Genomic DNA, 16925 nt, shown 5'->3' on the forward strand with positions numbered 1-16925 from the left:
TAATTGATATTGTCGAACAATCCCACCTACAGAGGGTGCCGTGATGAATATCAAAACCTTGGCTTTATTGTTGTTGGCCCTGTGCGCTCAACCCGTCTGGAGCCAGACGCCCCCCGCTTCACCGCCCGCCGCCGACAGCGCGGCACTCACCACCCGTCTCGCTCTGCGGGACCTGTGGGTCGAGCATATTTTCTGGATCAGAAGCTACGCCATTGCCAATCAGGAGCACGACAAGGCACAGGCTAAAGTCGCCGCCGATCAGGTGGTCGATAACGCCACCAAAATCGCCAACAGCATCGCCCCGCTCTACGGCCAGCCCGCTGCCGATCAGTTGCTCAAGCTGCTTGCCGGTCACTGGGGCGCGGTGAAACACTACAGCGACGCCACCGTCGCCAAGGATGCTAAAGGCAAGCAGGCCGCCGTCGCTGACTTGACCAGCAACGCCAAAGCCATCGCCGCCTTCCTGGCCAAGGCCAACCCCAACTTGCCGGAGAGCACCCTGGTGACGATGCTGGCCGCCCACGGCGGGCACCATGTCAGCCAGATCGATCAAATCGCCGCGCACGACTATGCCGGCGAAGCCAGCACCTGGAACATGATGCGCACCCACATACTCGCGCTGGCCGACGCACTGACGGCGGCGCTGGTCAAACAGTTCCCGGAAAAATTCTGACCCGCGCGAGGACACCCCATGCTTGAAGGACTGGGCCGAACCCAGCAGGACTTGCTCAATGCGCTGCTGCACCATGCACGCGGCATGAGCATTGACGAGCTGGCCGAGCAGTTGGCCGTCACCCGCACCGCGATTCGCCAGCACCTGGCGGCGCTGGAGGGTGCCGGCCTGGTGCTGCGCGGTGATACGCGCCCGACGGGGCGGCGTCCGGAGCAATTGTATCAGCTCACCGACCATGCGAAGGAGCAATTCCCTCGCCAGTATCAGCTGCTGGCCAGTGTCCTGATTGACGAAGTGGCTGGCATCATCGGCCCCGAAGCCCTGGCGGCACTGATGCGCAGCATGGGTCGTAAACTGGCGCTGGACCGTGAACAGCACGTGGTGGACGAAGGCACCATCGTGCAGCACATGAATCAGGCCGGGTACGAAGCCGAGGTGATTTTTCGCAGCTCGGACGATAAGGAAATCGTCGCGCACAACTGCGTATTCCACCGCCTCGCCGCCGCGCACCCGGTGGTCTGCGAGCTGGACCTGGCCTTGATCGGCGCGTTGGGGGGGGGTGAGGTCGACCATACGGAATGCATGGTTCGGGGCGGAAATGTCTGCCGGTTCAAACTGCGGCCGAGTGAGCCTCAGGAAGAGGCTGAAGCGACCACAGAACCGGAACCGACGCCTTGAATCATCGGTGAAACCCTGGCCACCGGCCGGCGCCTTCAAGTAGGGGGCGTCGCCGCCGATACACCTGAAAGCGTCACGGATACGACGTACCGTGTCTGGCATCGAGCGTCTCAACGCTCCCACTTGCGAGCGGTCCTCGCCAAGGAAGCACAATGATCACTGTCTCAACTTCAACGAATGCGGCGATGTCTGCCTACGCGGCGGCTGTCGATTCGAAGTCTGCCAATACCCGACAGCAGGTCGGTCAAGACGAGACGGCGCAGATCCAGACGTCAAACACTGATTCAGTGAGCCTCTCCAGCACCTCCACCGATTACAGCAACTCGATCGTCGGCAATGCGCCGTACTTTCCGGTCCGCGCGGGGATGAATGCCGACGCGCTGGTGCTTGGCGCGTCCAAGCCTGGCGCAGTCTCCAGTTCCAAGGACAAGACCTTCCCGGAAGTGGCCGCCGACGCGCGCAAGCGCATGGATGAAAAATACGCGCAGATGACCGCCAGCAGCCAGCCATACGCCAAGACGGATGAAGACCGTAATGCACTGTTTGGCGACCTGGATCGGCGTTCGTTGAACGCCGTCGCCACCAATGAAGGCGGCAAGTTCACCGCCGATGAACAAGCGTCGGCCCAAGCCTTGATGCGCCAGCAAGGCCGGCTCGCCACCGGTTATTACAGTGGCCCGGCGGACCAGGAAAAAAACTGGAAAGACCCGTTCGCCAACGACCCGGTTGCCCGCGCTCATGCCGCCCTGGATTTTCTCGACAACATGAGCCCCGAAGAAAAGAACACGCCGCAATGGCTGACCCAACACCTGTCGCTGGAAGCGGCACTGAACCAGAGCGCCGGCTCGGATCCCGCCGATAAGAAGTCCGGGCATTTTCACAACCTGGCTGAAATCCTCGCGGGTGTAGTGACGGATGGCTTGGACAAGGACAAAGCCGACGATGCCAAAACGGCCGACCCTCTTGCCCACCTTCTGGACACGCTTCAAACGCAGGTTTCCTGATCCCGCCACCCCCCCTGTAGGAGCCGAGCTTGCTCGCGATAGCGCAGTGTCAGTCGATACAAATGTTGACTGATACACCGCCATCGCGAGCAAGCTCGGCTCCTACAAGGGGACTGCGGTGGATGCGCTGTTTAGGCAGCGGAGAGCTGGCGTTTGCGAGCGGGCAACGCGATGACTAACGCCAGCACGATCAACCCCGCCGCCAGCGCAAACGTGACACGCATGCCATTGCCTGCAAACACCGCGCCCATCACCGAAGCGCCCGTGATCAACCCCAGATTGCGCGACAGGCTGAGCAACCCGGCGATCACGCCCCGCTGATCGGTGCTGACACCGCTCATGATCAACGTATTGTTGGCCGCCTGAAACAGCGCATAACTGGCGGTGATGACTGCGATGGGCGCGACATAGCCAGGAATGCCGAAACCGATCGGCATAATCGACAACACCCCCGTACCCAATGCCATGAATGTCAGCCCAAACACCGTCATGCGCTGCGCGCCAAAACGGTCCACCAGACGACCGGCCGGCACTCCGGCCAGCGCCGCCACCAGTGGGCCGACCGACAACGTAAGCCCGACCAGCGCCGCCTTCAGCCCCAGCGTGCCCGACAGATAAAACGGCCCGACCACCAGCGTCGCCATCATCACCGTCGACACCAGCACGCTCATGACCAGGCTCGCACTCAACCGGCGATCCTGGAACAGCGCCAGCCTGATCAAGGGCGATGACGCTTTCGCTTCGACGAACAGGAACATCCCGGCACCCACCACCGCAACCAGCAGCAACAGCAGGTTGAGCGAACCCCAATCGCCCAACGTCATGGCCAGCGCATACGCGCCGAGCGTCAGCGCCAACAGCAGCGTCCCCGGCAAATCGAAACCACCTGGCCGGGAGACTGAACGATCCGCCGGTAAACAGCGATAGGCGAGCACGAAATTCAGAACGCCCACCGGCACATTGACCAAAAAAATCGCCTGCCAGCCAACCCCGCAAATCAACATGCCCCCCAGTGCCGGACCGAGCGTGGTACCGATCGCCGACATCGTACCGAGCAAGCCCATGGCGCTGCCGGTCTGCGCCTTCGGCACCGTGTCCGCGACAAACGCCACGGTGAGCGCCAACATGACGGCTGCACCGAGGCCTTGCACCGCGCGGGCCGCGACCAGCCAGCCCAATGAAGGTGCGAGCCCGCAGGCGAGCGAGGCCAGAGTAAAAATCGCGATCCCGCTCAACAGCAAGCGCTTGCGCCCGACAAGGTCACCGAGTCGTCCGGTGCTGACGATCAATGTCGTGATCGCCAACAAGTACGCCAGCACGATCCACTGGACCTGCGCAAACGTTGCGTCAAAGGCATGAGCCAATGTCGGTAATCCGGCATTGGCGATGCTGGTGTCGAGTGAAGGCATCAACATCGACAGCGAAAGACTGGCGAGTGCCCAACGGGCCGATCCTGATTGCGTGATGAGTTTCATTGCCTGGCCACTGATCAAAAGTTGGTCTCCAGCGTATGGCCGGACGTGGCATGGCGGAAGACGCACGGCTTGCACTTGATACCTGCACGCAACGCCACGTCACCGCAAAGTCGTGCTAGCGTTCACCCCATGACTACTCCTGATCTGAACCTGCTGATTACCCTCGATGCCCTGCTCACCGAAGGCAGCGTCGCGGGCGCCGCCCGACGCTTGCGCCTGAGCCCGTCGGCCATGAGCCGTGCGCTGGCGCGATTGCGGGAAACCACCGGCGACCCGTTATTGGTGCGCGCCGGACGCGGCCTGGTGCCGACGCCCCGCGCACTCGAACTGTGCGAACAGGTGAGTCAACTGGTGCTGCACGCCGAGGCGGTGCTGCGCCCTGCCGAGCAACTCGACCTCAAACACCTGGTGCGYACATTCACCCTGCGCACCAGCGATGGCTTCGTCGAGAACTTCGGGCCGGCTCTTATCGCCCGCATCAGCGAGCAAGCACCCGGCGTGCGTCTGCATTTTGTGCAGAAACTCAATCAGGACCGCACGCTGCTGCGCGACGGAACCGTCGATCTGGAAACCGGCGTGGTGGACGACACCACCAGCCCCGAAGTGCGCACCCGCGCGTTGTTTCAGGATCGCTTCATCGGAGTGGTACGCGTCGGGCACGGGTTGAGCGAGGGCGAGATCACCCCCGCCCGTTACGCGTCCGGCCGGCACATTCTGGTGTCGCGACGCGGGCGGGATAAAGGGCCGATGGATGACGCCTTGAAATCACTGGGGCTTGAGCGAGACATCGTCACCATCGTCGGCGGGTTTTCCGCCGCGCTGGCCCTGGCCCGCGCCTCGGATCTGATCGCTGCCGTACCCGAACGGCACACGCAAAACCTGCGCGCCGGACTGCACAGTTTCCCGCTGCCGGTGATGACTCCAGCGATCACGGTTTCCATGCTCTGGCACCCGCGAATGGACGCGGACTCGGCGCATCGGTGGTTGCGCGAATGTGTGCGTGAGGTGTGCACGCAGACCCAGTAATCCTCACCTTGACCAGATCGCTTGGGGAACGCACACCACGCCATCGAACAACAATCGCGCGGTGCGCATCAGCCCGCATCCCGCCAATTGACCATCCTTCAATCGCAGTTCCACGGTGAATTCCCCGGTCGGATGTTCAATCGATAACCGGCGTAGATCCCCCTCGCCAACACTGGCGAGCCCCGCCGCAACCGTGCCCTCGATCAAACAGGCAGCCGCCACACTGACCGCACCGAAGACACCGATGCTGGTGTGGCAACGATGAGGAATGAAGCTGCGAGTGCTCAGTGCCCCACCCTCGTGCGCCGGCGCAATCAGGCACATTTTCGGTACGTTGCGCAGCCGTACATCCCCCAGATTCATGCGCGGTCCGGCTTGCAGGCGGATGGCTTCAAGACGCGCCTTGAGTTCGATATCGTCGTCCAGTTGCCCGGGACTTTCATAACCACTGCGACCCAGCGCCTGGGCACGAATCAACACCACCGGCATGCCATTGTCGATGCAGGTGACTTCAACACCGTCGAACACATCCAGCGCATTGCCAGTCGGCAGCAGCGCACCACAACTGGAGCCGGCAATCTGCTCGAACTCGACGATCAGGGGCGCGGCATGCCCTGGCACGCCATCAATTCGCGCATCGCCTGAATAGCAGACGACGCCATCGGGTGTGGGGACATGCGCCACGGCCATCTGCCCGGTGTTTTCCATGAAGATTCGCACCGAAGTCACGTCGACAGTGACCGCCACCAATCCACGTTCGATGGCAAACGGTCCGATCGCCGCGAGAATGTTGCCGCAGTTTTGGCCGTAATCGACGCGGGCCTCGTCGACCAGCACTTGAGCGAACAGGTAATCAACGTCCGCCTCGGCGCGCGCGGAGGGTTTGATGATCGCCACTTTGCTGGTCAACGAGTCGCCGCCGCCAACGCCGTCGATCTGACGCGTGTCCGGTGAGCCCATGACCGCCAGCAGCACCCGGTCACGCAACGCCGGCTGATCGGGCAAATCACTCGCCAGAAAATACGCGCCTTTGGACGTGCCGCCGCGCATCAACAGGCAGGGAATACGAGTCTGTCCCATGTTCAGTCTCCGAGCTCGTCGAGACTGTCGACATAGCGCAAGCCCTTCTCGGCCAGCCGGCCCCGCATGTTGTAGATATCCAGGCCCAATTCGCCCTTGGCCAGGCGCAAGGCTTTCTGTTCTTCCAGGTCAGCGCGGGCGCGGCTGGCTTTCAAGACCTGCGGCACTTCGGCGCGACGCACAATCACCACACCGTCGTCATCGGCCACCACCACATCCCCCGGATTGACCAATTGACCACCGCACACCAGCGGCAGGTTGACCGAACCCAGCGTTTCTTTGATCGTGCCTTGGGCGCTGATGGCGCGGGACCAGACCGGGAAGCCCATTTCGCGAAGCGTATGGGTGTCGCGCACGCCGGCGTCAATCACCAGCGCGCGCACACCGTGAGCTTTTAGCGAGGTCGCCAGCAGATCGCCGAAGTAGCCATCGGTGCAGGGTGAACTGGGGGCAACCACCAGGATGTCGCCGGGCCGGCATTGCTCCACGGCCACATGAAACATCCAGTTATCGCCCGGTGCGACCAGCACGGTAACGGCTGCGCCGCTGATGACGGTTCCCTGTTGAATCGGTGTGATGGTCGACGCCAGCAAGCCCTTGCGGCCTTGTGCTTCATGAAGGGTGGCGACGCCGAAACGTCCCAGTTCATCAACCAGCGATACCTCGGCCCGGGGAATATTGCGCACCACAATGCCGGTTTTTCCGATGTATTCGCTCATGCCAGGTTCTCCGTCACTCGCGGGAAGATGCTCTGGTAGCCCTCGCCATACACGATGTTGCGGGTCGAGGTGATCCCGACGTTGCGTTTGGCTTGTACACCCCGCTGCAGGGCAACACGGGTGTAGTACTCCCACAGGTGTTCCTGACCGGCCATGCACTGGATTGCCGCGTATTTCTTGTCCCAGACATCAGTGATGTCCAGCAGCACATCCGGGCGCCATTCGCATTGCTCCGGCTGGTGCGGTTCGAAGCTGTACACCGGTGGCGCGCCGACGATTTTCTCGCCCGGTTTGTAGCCCTCGGCCTGGGCAATGATGCGCGCCTCTTGCGTGAGGTTCATGGCCAGCGGGTGGTCGTAGTTGTAGGGGTCTTTCAGCGAGTGGCTGAGGACGAATTCCGGCTGGACCCGGCGAAATACATCGGCCAGGCGGAACAGCGTTTCCTTGTCGGCGCGCATCGGGTAGTCACCGATGTCGAAGAACTCGACGCTGGCACCCAGAATATCGGCGGCGGCCTGAGCCTCTTCGCGGCGTGCGGCTTTGACCTTCGATTCGCTCATTTCGCCCTTGCGCCAGAGCTTGGCGGACTCACCGCGCTCGCCGAACGACAGGCATACGATGTGCACGTTGTAACCCTGCTGCGCGTGCAGGGCGATGGCACCGCCAGCACGCCAGACGAAATCGGCGGAATGTGCGCTGACAACCAGCGCGTTTTTGGATGACATGATCATTGCGGGGGCTCCTCCTGCGTTTCGAAAGAGCATCGCATCGGGGCCCATCGGCGGAGTAATGCGTTCGAGTGTTCGAGGTATGCGTTTTTTTTATTGCCACCCTTTCAGGGCAAAGGCATAGTCCGGCTGAACGCGGACCCGCCGAGCATGAACCCCATGGAAACCCTCGAACTTCCCAGCCTGATGCACGTGCGCGCCTTCGTCCGGGTGGCCGATCACGGCAGTGTGTCCAAGGCTTCGGTGGCGCTGTTTCGCGCCCAGTCGGTGGTCACCCGCTCGATTTCCGAGCTGGAGGCGCGGCTTGATGTGCCCTTGTTCGAGCGGCACGCCAACGGCATGCGATTGACCGATTTCGGCGAACGCCTGTTGCCCCGCGCCCGACGCGTGCTGGCTGAACTGGAGAGCGTGCCGAAATTGCTGGGCGTCGGTGATAAACCATCCGTCGAGCCGCTGTATCTGCTACAGGCCAGACGCCTGCAAGTGTTCGTCAAACTCTGTGAAACGCAGCACATGCAGACCGTGGCCAGCCTGTTGGGCCTGAGTCAGCCTGCCGTGAGTTCGACGCTGAAGGTGCTGGAAAGCGGTTGCGGTCAAACCCTGTTCGAACGCACGCCTCGCGGGTTGCAGCCGACCCGGGCCAGTCATGAAATCCTGTTCGCAATCCGTCGGGCGCTGAACGAACTGCGTCATATCGATACCGACATCACTGCGATTCGCGGGGCATTGCAAGGCGTGGTGCAGGTCGGCGCCCTGCCCTTGGGCCGCACCCGCATCTTGCCCGAAGCGATTGTGCGCTTGATGGCCGAACACCCCGGTATTCAGGTGATCACCAATGAGAGCCCATTTGATTTGCTGGCGACGGAACTGCGTGCCGGCGATGTGGATTTCATTTTTGGTGCCTTGCGCTCGGCAGCCTATGCCAGCGACCTGAGTGGCGAGTCGTTGTTCACGGAAGACATGGTGGTGTTGGCCCGGCGCAATCATCCGCTCGCGACGCAAACCGATCTGCAACACGCACTCGGCGCCACGCAATGGGTGCTGCCGCGCGCCGGCTCCCCCGCCCGAAAGATGCTCGATGACTGCTTCACCGGGTTCGGCATCGCCGCGCCGCGGCCCGTGGTGGAAAGTGCCGACATGGCGATTATTCGCGGGCTGTTGCTGCGCTCGGACATGCTCGCAGCGGTGTCCGCCCATCAACTGGAACAGGAGATTGCCAGCGGCGAGTTGTGCATCCTGCCGCTGCAGCTGAAACAAACCACCCGCGCTATCGGCCTGACCTACCGCAACGGCTGCCTGCATTCACCGGTGGCGCTTGCCTTGATGGACATGATCCGCCGGGTGATTCGCGAGGAGGCAGCCAACCAAACGATGAGTATTCAGCCTGACGTTAGAGCAAGCTGAGCGGGTAGCTGACAATCAAACGGTTTTCATCAAACTCATTGGTGCTGTAATCGCGGCGGATGCTGGAATTACGCAGCCGCATGTTGAGGTTTTTGAAGGTGCCGCTCTGCACCGTATACCCCAACTCCGTCTCACGCCCCCACTCTTTGCCATCACTGACCGCGCCGACGTGAATGTTGTCACCGCTGATGTAACGGTTCATCAGGGTCAGGCCGGGCACACCGAGGGCGACGAAATTATAGTCGTGACGCAGCTGCCAGGACTTCTCCCGGGCACTGTCATAACTGCTGTTGTAACTGTCGTTGGCCAAGGTGCCGCCGCTGGTGCCGTTGACCCGCATCCATGCATCATCGCCGGTGAGTTTTTGCAGGCCAACGTAAAACGTGCTGCCGCCATACTTGGCCGAGAGCAACGCCGATGCCGTGCGGTTATCCAGATCGCCGGCTCGGGCGCCGCCGTCTTCACTGCCCCAGAAGTAGCCCAGATTGGCGCCGAGCGTCCAGGCGCCCAGCGGCTGACTGTGGACGATTTGCAGGTATTGCTGCTGATAGATGTCCTTCAGTTGCGCGTTCCATACACCGATCATCGTGCGCTTGTCGTTGAAGCTGTATTCACCGCCGACAAAGTTGAAACGGTCAGAGGTGAAGGCGGCTTTACCCTGCATGAACATGTCTTCCATGCTCGCATCGTTGCGGGGGCTGTTCTGGCGGAACTGCCCGCCGTACAGGTTCAGGCCGGCAACTTCCTGCGAGGTGATCTGCCCGCCCTGAAAAGTTTGCGGCAACGAGCGGCCATCGTCGGAACGCAGGATCGGCAGCACCGGCATCCACTCACCGACCTTCACTTCGGTTTTACTGACTTTCATCTTCCCGGCCACTGCCAAACGACCAAAATCATCGGCAGGACGTCCGTCGCTGGCAATCGGCAACAACTGGGTGCCGCCCGTGCCTTTACCGCCATCGAGTTTGACCGACAAGAGGCCTAGCGCATCGACGCCAAAGCCCACCGGCCCCTGAGTGAACCCGGACCGCGCATCGAGGATGAAACTCTGTGTCCATTCCTCGGCTTTGCCTTGCGGATAAGCCGGGTTGGTGAAGTTGCGGTTGATGTAGAAGTTACGCAGGTTGAGGTTCGCGCTGGCGTCCTCCAGGAATCCAGCCGCCGACCCCGTCAGAGGAAACGCGCAAGCCAGGGTGAACGTGCAGACGATACGAGGGTTAACCGTGATTTTCATTGTTATTGTTTTCCGATTTTTGGGTAAAGAAAGGCCCTGCGCCTGCCAATGCCGGGCACAGTGAGATCAAACAGAACAGTGGGTTGGGCGGCCCCTTGAGAGCCGCGAGAATGTCGGCGCGATCAGCGCGGCGCTTTGCCCGCCACCGAATAGAGCACCTGCTGATTGCGGGTTTTCATGAAGTCTTCCAGGCTCTGCCCACGCATGGCCGCGTAGACCTGCAGATTGGGGATGCCCAGCACCGCCGCGAGTTTTTCCAGCACAAAGAAAATCGCCCCGTACTGGATCAGCCCGCGCCAATCGCGGCGTCGCAACAGATCACGCTCTTCTTCGCTCAAGCCGCCTTCGTCGAACAACGCTTCGGGCGCATCGAGAAAACGCTGACGCCACTCAGGCTCGATCATGCGGTGCAAAAACTTGTTCAGGCGATAGCCCTTGGCGCTGCGCTCCAGGGTGAACGGGTACGTCCCTTCCAGTTTCTCGATCCCGGCCAACTGGTGTTGCATGTGCTGCAAATGGCGGGCGTTGACGTCGGCAGGCACCGGTCGATCCTGATTTTCCAGGAGCAAGGTGGCGATACCGGTCATCGACGGCAGGTAATAGTCCTGATGCAGGTTTTTTACGGTGGCCGACAACGCACCGCGCATGATCAGCCAAGTGATCACCTCCGAGCCTTCCATCCCGCCCAGTGTGGCGTACTCGGCGTGAGTCAATTGAGTCAGGCGGACCGGGTCGTTGACGAGCAGATCAATGAACTGCGCGTCCCACTCAGGGTTGTTGAATCCACAGCGCTCACCATGCACCTGATGCGACACGCCGCCGGTGGCGACAATGGCGACCTTGAGGTCTTCGGGGTAACTTTCGATGGCCCGAAGCAACGCCTGGCCCAACTTGTAGCAACGCAGCGCGCTGGGCACCGGAAACTGCAACACGCCGACCTGCAGCGGGACGATCTCCACCGGCCAATCCGGCTCGCACGGCAACAGCGCCGACATCGGCGAGAAGAAGCCATGATCCAGCGGTTTGTCGCGGAAAAAACTCATGTCGAACTCATCAGCCATCAGGCTTTCGCCGATGTGTCGCGACAGTGCCGCGTGACCGCCAACCGAAGGCAGCGAGCGAGGATTGCCGCCCTCGTCGGCGACTTCGTACCGCTCATCGACCCCAAGGGAAAACGCGCCATAGTGGTCGAAGAAAAACGAGGTCACATGGTCGTTGAAGATGTAGAACAACACGTCGGGTTGCTGTTCTTTGAGCCAGACCTTGATCGGTTCGAAGCCTTCGAAAATCGGCGCCCAGGCCGCCTCGTTCTGTTTGTCGTGATCGACGGCGAAGCCGATGGTGGGCGTGTGTGAGACAGCGAGGCCACCGATGATGCGTGCCATAACGAATTCCTGTGTTTGAAAAAGATTATTGCGCCAGCAAGGTCCGGTTGACCCGGCGTCGTGCATGACCGTTGGCCAGGATCGCCAGCGCAGCGATAAAGGCCGGCACGCTCAACAGGGCGAACAACAACGGCAGACCCAAGCCGAGGCTGAGTACCGCACCACCGATGAGAGAACCAAAGATAGCCCCGAAACGCCCGATGCCCAGCATCCAGCTCACCCCGGTGGCGCGGAAGTCGGTCGGGTAATAGCCCGGCGCGAAAGCGTTGAGGCCCGTTTGCGCACCGCTCATGCAGAACCCTGCCGCCACCACGCCGAACGCCAACAGGCTCGACTCAAGGCTGAAGGCCCCCAGCAGCAGAATGAATGCACCGCCCAACGCATAGGAGGTCGCGATAACGGCGTTCGGGTTCCGCCGGTCCATGGCCCAACCCACCAGGATCGCACCCACCGTGCCGCCAATCTGGAACAGGCCGGTAATGGTCGCTGCCCGTTCGATCGACAAACCGCCCTCGCGCAACAGCGTCGGCATCCAGCCCATGGTCAGGTAGATCACCAGCAGGCCCATGAAATAGGTGAGCCAGAGGGCAAACGTGCCGAGGCGGAAACGTTCGGTGAACAGCATGCGCACCGGGGCTTTTTGCTGAGCCTGGGGCTCGGTCATGATGAATTGGGTGGCGCTGGTGAACGTCCCGCCCAACTTGTTCAAGGCATTGGCGATCTGGCTGGCTGGAGCATTGCGAGCCGCCAGAAAACGCGCCGACTCTGGCAACAGCAACCACAAGAACGGCACCAGCAACAGCGGCAGAACCCCGCCAAAGAGCAGCACCGATTGCCAGCCGTGGCTCGGAATCAGCCACGCCGCGACAAAGCCACCCAAGCCCGAGCCCATGTTGAAGCCGGTAAACATGAGGGTGATGAACAGTGAGCGGTTGCGCTCCGGCAGGTATTCAGACAGCAATGTGGTGGTATTGGGCATTGCCGCGCCCAGCGCCACCCCCATGAACAATCGCAGTATCGCCAGCTCATAGGGATTGCGGGCAAACGCACAGGCCAGGCTCAACACACTGAAACCGGTGACGGCGCACAGCAGCACTTTTTTGCGTCCCAGGCGGTCGGCATAAGGGCCCGCCGTCAACGCACCGATGGCCAGACCGACCATGCCGGCACTCATCACCGGGCCGAAGGCGGCTTTGGAAAGCCCCCACTCTTGAATCAGCGAAGGGGCGATAAAGCCCATGACGGCAACGTCAAAACCGTCGAACAGCACAATGAAAAAACACAGGGCCATGATCAGCCATTGGTAAGGTGCAACCGGTCGGTTGTCGATCCACGCCTTGATGTCGACTGTTTCGTTACTCATGCATTCACCTTCTTATTTTTTTAGAAATTGCGGCAGGCGTGGAGTCGATGCGCGACAGTCAACCTGTTGGGCGTGACTCTAAAGCCGCAGGCGCCCGCCCCGCCTCTGGGAAATCCTTAAGGGGGTATCGGTTTTTCTTATCGGGCTGGTTTTGCGAACCGGGGCTAGACTTAAAAGCCCCGGCTTGGGCCGCACCGGTCAAGTCTTAGATGTGAGGAAAAGTCATGAGCGACAAAGACGATCTGCGCAAATACTCTTCCGAAGTCATCGACGGCGTCGAAGCCGCTCCCGCCCGCGCCATGCTGCGCGCCGTGGGTTTTACCGATGAGGATTTCAAGAAACCACAGATCGGCATCGCCTCCACTTGGGCGATGGTCACGCCGTGCAACATGCACATCGACAAACTCGCCCTGGAAGCCGAAAAAGGCGCGAACGCGGCGGGTGCCAAAGGCGTCATTTTCAACACCATCACCATCTCCGACGGCATCGCCAACGGTACCGAAGGCATGAAGTATTCGCTGGTGTCGCGCGAGGTGATCGCCGATTCGATTGAGGTGGTGGTCGGTTGTGAGGGCTTTGACGGCCTGGTGACCGTCGGCGGTTGCGACAAGAACATGCCGGGCTGCCTGATTGGCATGGCGCGGCTGAATCGGCCGTCGATTTTCGTCTATGGCGGCACCATTCGCCCGGGTGCCGGCCACACCGACATCATTTCGGTGTTCGAGGCCGTGGGTCAGCAAGCACGGGGCGATATCAGCGAGATTCAGGTCAAGCAGATTGAAGAAGTGGCGATCCCCGGCCCCGGCTCTTGCGGCGGCATGTACACGGCCAACACCATGGCGTCGGCCATTGAAGCGCTCGGTATGAGCCTGCCCGGTTCCAGCTCCCAGGAAGCGGTCGGCAGTGACAAGGCGTCAGACAGCTTTCGCGCCGGTCAGCAGGTCATGGAATTGCTCAAGCTGGACCTCAAGCCGCGCGACATCATGACCCGCAAAGCCTTTGAARATGCGATCCGTGTGGTCATCGCCCTCGCCGGCTCGACCAATGCCRTGCTGCACCTGTTGGCCATGGCCAATGCCGTGGATGTCGAACTGACGCTGGACGACTTCGTCGAGCTGGGCAAGGTGTCCCCGGTGGTGGCGGACCTGCGCCCCAGCGGCAAATACATGATGAGCGAACTGGTCGCCATTGGCGGCATCCAGCCACTGATGAAACGCATGCTCGCCGCCGGCATGCTGCATGGCGACGTGCTGACGGTCACCGGAAAAACCCTGGCGGAAAACCTCGAAAACGTTGCCGACTACCCCGAAGGCCAGGACGTGATTCTGCCCTTCGACAAACCGATCAAAAAGGACTCGCACCTGGTGATACTGCACGGCAACCTCTCGCCCACCGGCGCCGTGGCCAAGATCACCGGCAAAGAAGGCCTGCGCTTTGAAGGGACGGCCCGCGTCTATCACGGTGAAGAAGGTGCGCTGGCCGGCATCCTCAATGGGGAGGTCAAGGCCGGCGACGTCATCGTGATCCGTTACGAAGGGCCAAAAGGTGGCCCGGGCATGCGCGAAATGCTTTCGCCCACGTCTGCGGTGATGGGCAAGGGATTGGGCAAGGACGTCGCGCTGATTACCGATGGCCGTTTTTCCGGCGGCTCGCACGGTTTTGTGGTCGGGCATATCACACCGGAAGCGTTTGAAGGCGGGCCAATCGCGCTGATTGAAGACGGCGACCGGATCACCATCGACGCCGAAACCCGGCAGATCACCGTCGACGTGACCGACGCGGTATTGGCCGAGCGCAAGACCCGCTGGGTCCGCCCGGAATCCAAGTACAAACGCGGGGTGCTGGCCAAATATGCGAAGACCGTGTCCAGTGCTTCGGAAGGCGCGGTGACGGATAAGTACCTCTAAAACATCAGAGGCCCGAACGTCTGAAGAACACATGGATGTGTATAGGCGACTAAAATTTATAGGGGGCTCACTTCAGCACGCCTTTGTAAGGCAGGAGGCTTACGATGAAAATCGTATCTTCGCTGGCGTTGATGGTCGCGGCTGGCTGCATCTCGGTGGCTGTAGCAACCCCGCAGCAGATCGACGCCGTTCCCTTGAACGCAACTACTTACAATGCCGGACATATCGCTCAGGCCGTTCTAACCCCCTTGAACACTGGTGAGACGGAACTCTCATTGTTCGTGGGTGGTGTACCCGATGGCACTTTAGTTCCGGCGCACTTGTATACCTATGTCTACTCGGGAAGCTGTGCCCGGCATGAGCCGAAACCGGCCTATTCACTCAACCAGGTAGTGACTGACAACTTCAACGAAACAGAGGGAATCCAACTCCAGAAGACTGTGCCTCTGCCATACGAAACGCTGCGCTCCGGCCATTACTCGCTGGTGGTGCGCGATAGCCCGGCCGATGGCAATCACGATATTTTCTGCGGTGAACTTATCTAAGAACCTCTCCTCCCGCTTCCACGCAAAAGCGTGGGAGCGGGAAGACGTGCTGACCAGATGCTTACTGTTGAAATCTGTCAGAGCCGAAACCGGTCCACCGATTGCGACAGTTTGCCCGCCAGGCTCGACAGTTCATCGGTAGTCGAGGCGGTCTGGCCGATGACCTTGCTGTTGCCCTCCGACATACCGGCGATCGTGTCCACCTGATGGGCAATTTCGTTGCTGGCCAGGCTTTGCTCGCCGATGGTGCGGGTAATGTCGTTGACCAGTTGCGTGGTACTCAGCGTCGCACTGAGGATTTCACGGATGGCGCGCTCAACGTCGGCCGTCACGGCCATGCCTTTGTCCACCTGTGCCACGCCCGCCTCCATGCTGGTCACCGCCTCGCGGGTGCTTTGCTGGATGCGCGAGACCATGCTGGCAATTTCCTGGGTGGAGGCGCTGGTGCGTCCGGCGAGGCTACGCACTTCGTCGGCGACCACGGCAAAACCACGGCCCTGCTCACCGGCGCGCGCCGCCTCGATGGCGGCGTTCAAGGCCAGCAGGTTGGTCTGGTCGGCGATGCCCTTGATCACCTGAATGATGCTGAAAATCCCTTCGGACTCCTTGTCCAGCGTGCGAATCACCTGGGCCGATTGCTGCGCGGAACGGGCGATGCCGTCCATGTCTGCGACGACCTGATGGATCACCCGACCACCATCCTTGGCCAGTGATTCAGCCTGATTGGCCATGTCCAGCGCGCGTTCGGCGTGGCGGGTGATTTCCTCGATGCTCGCGGTCATTTCGCTTGCGGCGGCGGCCATGGTGCTGGCGGCGGCGCTTTGCTGCTGGCTGCTGTCGGCGACCTGATGGCAACCGCTGCTCAATTGATCGCTCATGCCACTCACGCCGTGAGCGTTGCTGCGCACCACTTCGATCATGCCGCGCAAGTCGCGTTGCATCGTGGCGAGGCTGCGAATCAGGGTGCTGGCTTCGTCTTTTTGCGTCGGCTCGACAATCGGTTCGCTGAGGTTGCCATGGGCGATGCTGATGGCGATGCGATTGGCGGTCTGCAAAGGCCCCATGATGCTCAGCATCACCCAGCGTCCCTGAATGAGCAGCAACACCAGACTGGCGATGAGCACGACGCCGAGGGTGAAGTTGGCGCTCTGGATCGCTTGCTGGGTATTTTGGCTGGTCTGTTGCGTGTTGGTTTCGATCAGCTCGCTGAGGGCCGCCATCTGATCTTCCAGTTGGCTGAACGCGGCATTGAAGGTGCCCAGTTCTTTCTGCGCGGCTTCGGGGTTTTCCAATGCCAGGCCAACGATGCGCTCTGCCGCAGCGATGTAGGTGTCCAGACTCGGCTTGACCTTGTTCAGGGCAACCTTGAGGGTGTCGTTGACCGGCAACTTGAGGTTTTCACCCAGCACTTCGCGAAAATGCGTCGTGTGTTCTTCGATTGAACTGTGCACCTCGACCTTGCTGCTGGTGCTTTTGCCCAGGCCGACCAGCATCGCCGACAACACATCGGCGCGCAGGGCGTCATGCATCATGTCGGCTTCGAGGTGATTGCGCAGCGCGGTCATGCTGACCTCGCTCTCATTCACCGCTTCGGCCATCTGCGTGTTACCTACGTAACTGACCAGACTCACGATCAGCGCGGTGAGCAAGCTGGTGCCAATCAACAACAGTAATCGCAGTTTTATCGACACGGTGCTGCCCTCT

At 61.0% G+C, this 16925-nt stretch carries 15 protein-coding genes and 1 pseudogene; 7 read left to right on the forward strand and 9 right to left on the reverse strand.

The genetic code is table 11. The annotated features are described in order from the left end of the window. Positions 1-43 precede the first annotated feature (43 nt). From AC1D2P_RS01595 to AC1D2P_RS01605, 3 genes are all read left to right on the forward strand, one after another. Entirely contained in the window at positions 44-673 is a 630-nt protein-coding gene (locus AC1D2P_RS01595; RefSeq protein ID WP_046030304.1) for a hypothetical protein, read from the forward strand. A gap of 18 nt (positions 674-691) precedes the next feature. Next, complete coding sequence (locus tag AC1D2P_RS01600) at positions 692-1351, forward strand: helix-turn-helix transcriptional regulator (protein WP_046030305.1); 660 nt, start codon at positions 692-694, stop codon at positions 1349-1351. Between the two features lie 152 nt (positions 1352-1503). Further along, a complete protein-coding gene (locus AC1D2P_RS01605) occupies positions 1504-2355 on the forward strand; it encodes a hypothetical protein (RefSeq protein WP_477757857.1) in 852 nt (283 codons plus the stop codon). Between the two features lie 131 nt (positions 2356-2486). Here AC1D2P_RS01605 and AC1D2P_RS01610 read toward each other — a convergent pair whose 3' ends face one another. Beyond that, entirely contained in the window at positions 2487-3830 is a 1344-nt protein-coding gene (locus AC1D2P_RS01610) for an MFS transporter (RefSeq protein WP_477757858.1), read from the reverse strand. A 129-nt stretch (positions 3831-3959) separates the two neighbouring features. Here AC1D2P_RS01610 and AC1D2P_RS01615 point away from each other — a divergent pair, with 129 nt between their 5' ends. Then, entirely contained in the window at positions 3960-4856 is an 897-nt protein-coding gene (locus AC1D2P_RS01615; RefSeq protein WP_477757859.1) for a LysR family transcriptional regulator, read from the forward strand. 3 nt (positions 4857-4859) lie between these two features. On the opposite strand, the gene AC1D2P_RS01620 is transcribed toward AC1D2P_RS01615, so the two are convergent. The 3 genes from AC1D2P_RS01620 to galB are packed head-to-tail and all read right to left on the reverse strand — an operon-like array spanning position 4860 to position 7386. After that, the gene (locus tag AC1D2P_RS01620) at positions 4860-5936 is read right to left on the reverse strand and encodes a 4-oxalomesaconate tautomerase (RefSeq protein WP_477757860.1); all 1077 of its coding nucleotides are present in this window, start codon (positions 5934-5936) and stop codon (positions 4860-4862) included. Between the two features lie 2 nt (positions 5937-5938). After that, positions 5939-6655: a 4-carboxy-4-hydroxy-2-oxoadipate aldolase/oxaloacetate decarboxylase gene (locus AC1D2P_RS01625; protein ID WP_223525068.1), complete on the reverse strand. Its 717-nt coding sequence runs from the start codon at positions 6653-6655 to the stop codon at positions 5939-5941. Then, positions 6652-7386, reverse strand: coding sequence for a 4-oxalmesaconate hydratase (galB, locus tag AC1D2P_RS01630; protein ID WP_477757861.1), 735 nt, complete (start codon positions 7384-7386; stop codon positions 6652-6654). Before galB ends, AC1D2P_RS01625 begins: the two co-directional genes overlap by 4 nt. A gap of 156 nt (positions 7387-7542) precedes the next feature. Here galB and AC1D2P_RS01635 point away from each other — a divergent pair, with 156 nt between their 5' ends. Beyond that, on the forward strand, positions 7543-8787 hold the full coding sequence (locus AC1D2P_RS01635; protein ID WP_223525255.1) for a LysR family transcriptional regulator: 1245 nt from the start codon (positions 7543-7545) through the stop codon (positions 8785-8787). On the opposite strand, the gene AC1D2P_RS01640 is transcribed toward AC1D2P_RS01635, so the two are convergent. The 3 genes from AC1D2P_RS01640 to AC1D2P_RS01650 form a co-directional block, all read right to left on the reverse strand. Next, on the reverse strand, positions 8774-10021 hold the full coding sequence (locus tag AC1D2P_RS01640) for an OprD family porin (RefSeq protein WP_223525066.1): 1248 nt from the start codon (positions 10019-10021) through the stop codon (positions 8774-8776). The genes AC1D2P_RS01635 and AC1D2P_RS01640 overlap by 14 nt on opposite strands. Positions 10022-10143: 122 nt before the next feature. Next, positions 10144-11406 carry a gallate dioxygenase gene (locus AC1D2P_RS01645; protein WP_223525065.1) on the reverse strand — a complete coding sequence of 421 codons (1263 nt, stop codon included), beginning with the start codon at positions 11404-11406 and terminating at the stop codon, positions 10144-10146. 25 nt (positions 11407-11431) lie between these two features. After that, positions 11432-12769 (reverse strand): MFS transporter, encoded by a 1338-nt coding sequence (locus AC1D2P_RS01650; protein ID WP_223525064.1) that lies wholly within the window; start codon positions 12767-12769, stop codon positions 11432-11434. A 224-nt stretch (positions 12770-12993) separates the two neighbouring features. Here AC1D2P_RS01650 and ilvD point away from each other — a divergent pair, with 224 nt between their 5' ends. Continuing rightward, entirely contained in the window at positions 12994-14676 is a 1683-nt protein-coding gene (gene ilvD / locus AC1D2P_RS01655) for a dihydroxy-acid dehydratase (protein ID WP_477811291.1), read from the forward strand. 104 nt (positions 14677-14780) lie between these two features. After that, complete coding sequence (locus AC1D2P_RS01660) at positions 14781-15221, forward strand: hypothetical protein (protein ID WP_077431953.1); 441 nt, start codon at positions 14781-14783, stop codon at positions 15219-15221. Positions 15222-15298: 77 nt separating this feature from the next. Here the strand turns inward: AC1D2P_RS01660 and AC1D2P_RS01665 are convergent, their stop codons facing one another. Together AC1D2P_RS01665 and AC1D2P_RS01670 are read right to left on the reverse strand one after the other, a co-directional pair. Next, positions 15299-16162 carry a methyl-accepting chemotaxis protein gene (locus tag AC1D2P_RS01665; RefSeq protein WP_477757917.1) on the reverse strand — a complete coding sequence of 288 codons (864 nt, stop codon included), beginning with the start codon at positions 16160-16162 and terminating at the stop codon, positions 15299-15301. Continuing rightward, a pseudogene (locus AC1D2P_RS01670) lies at positions 16157-16912 on the reverse strand (MCP four helix bundle domain-containing protein); the annotation flags it as partial. The gene AC1D2P_RS01665 and the pseudogene AC1D2P_RS01670, both read right to left, overlap by 6 nt. Positions 16913-16925: the final 13 nt, after the last annotated feature.

The organism is Pseudomonas sp. P1_F1_2, from assembly GCF_056405815.1.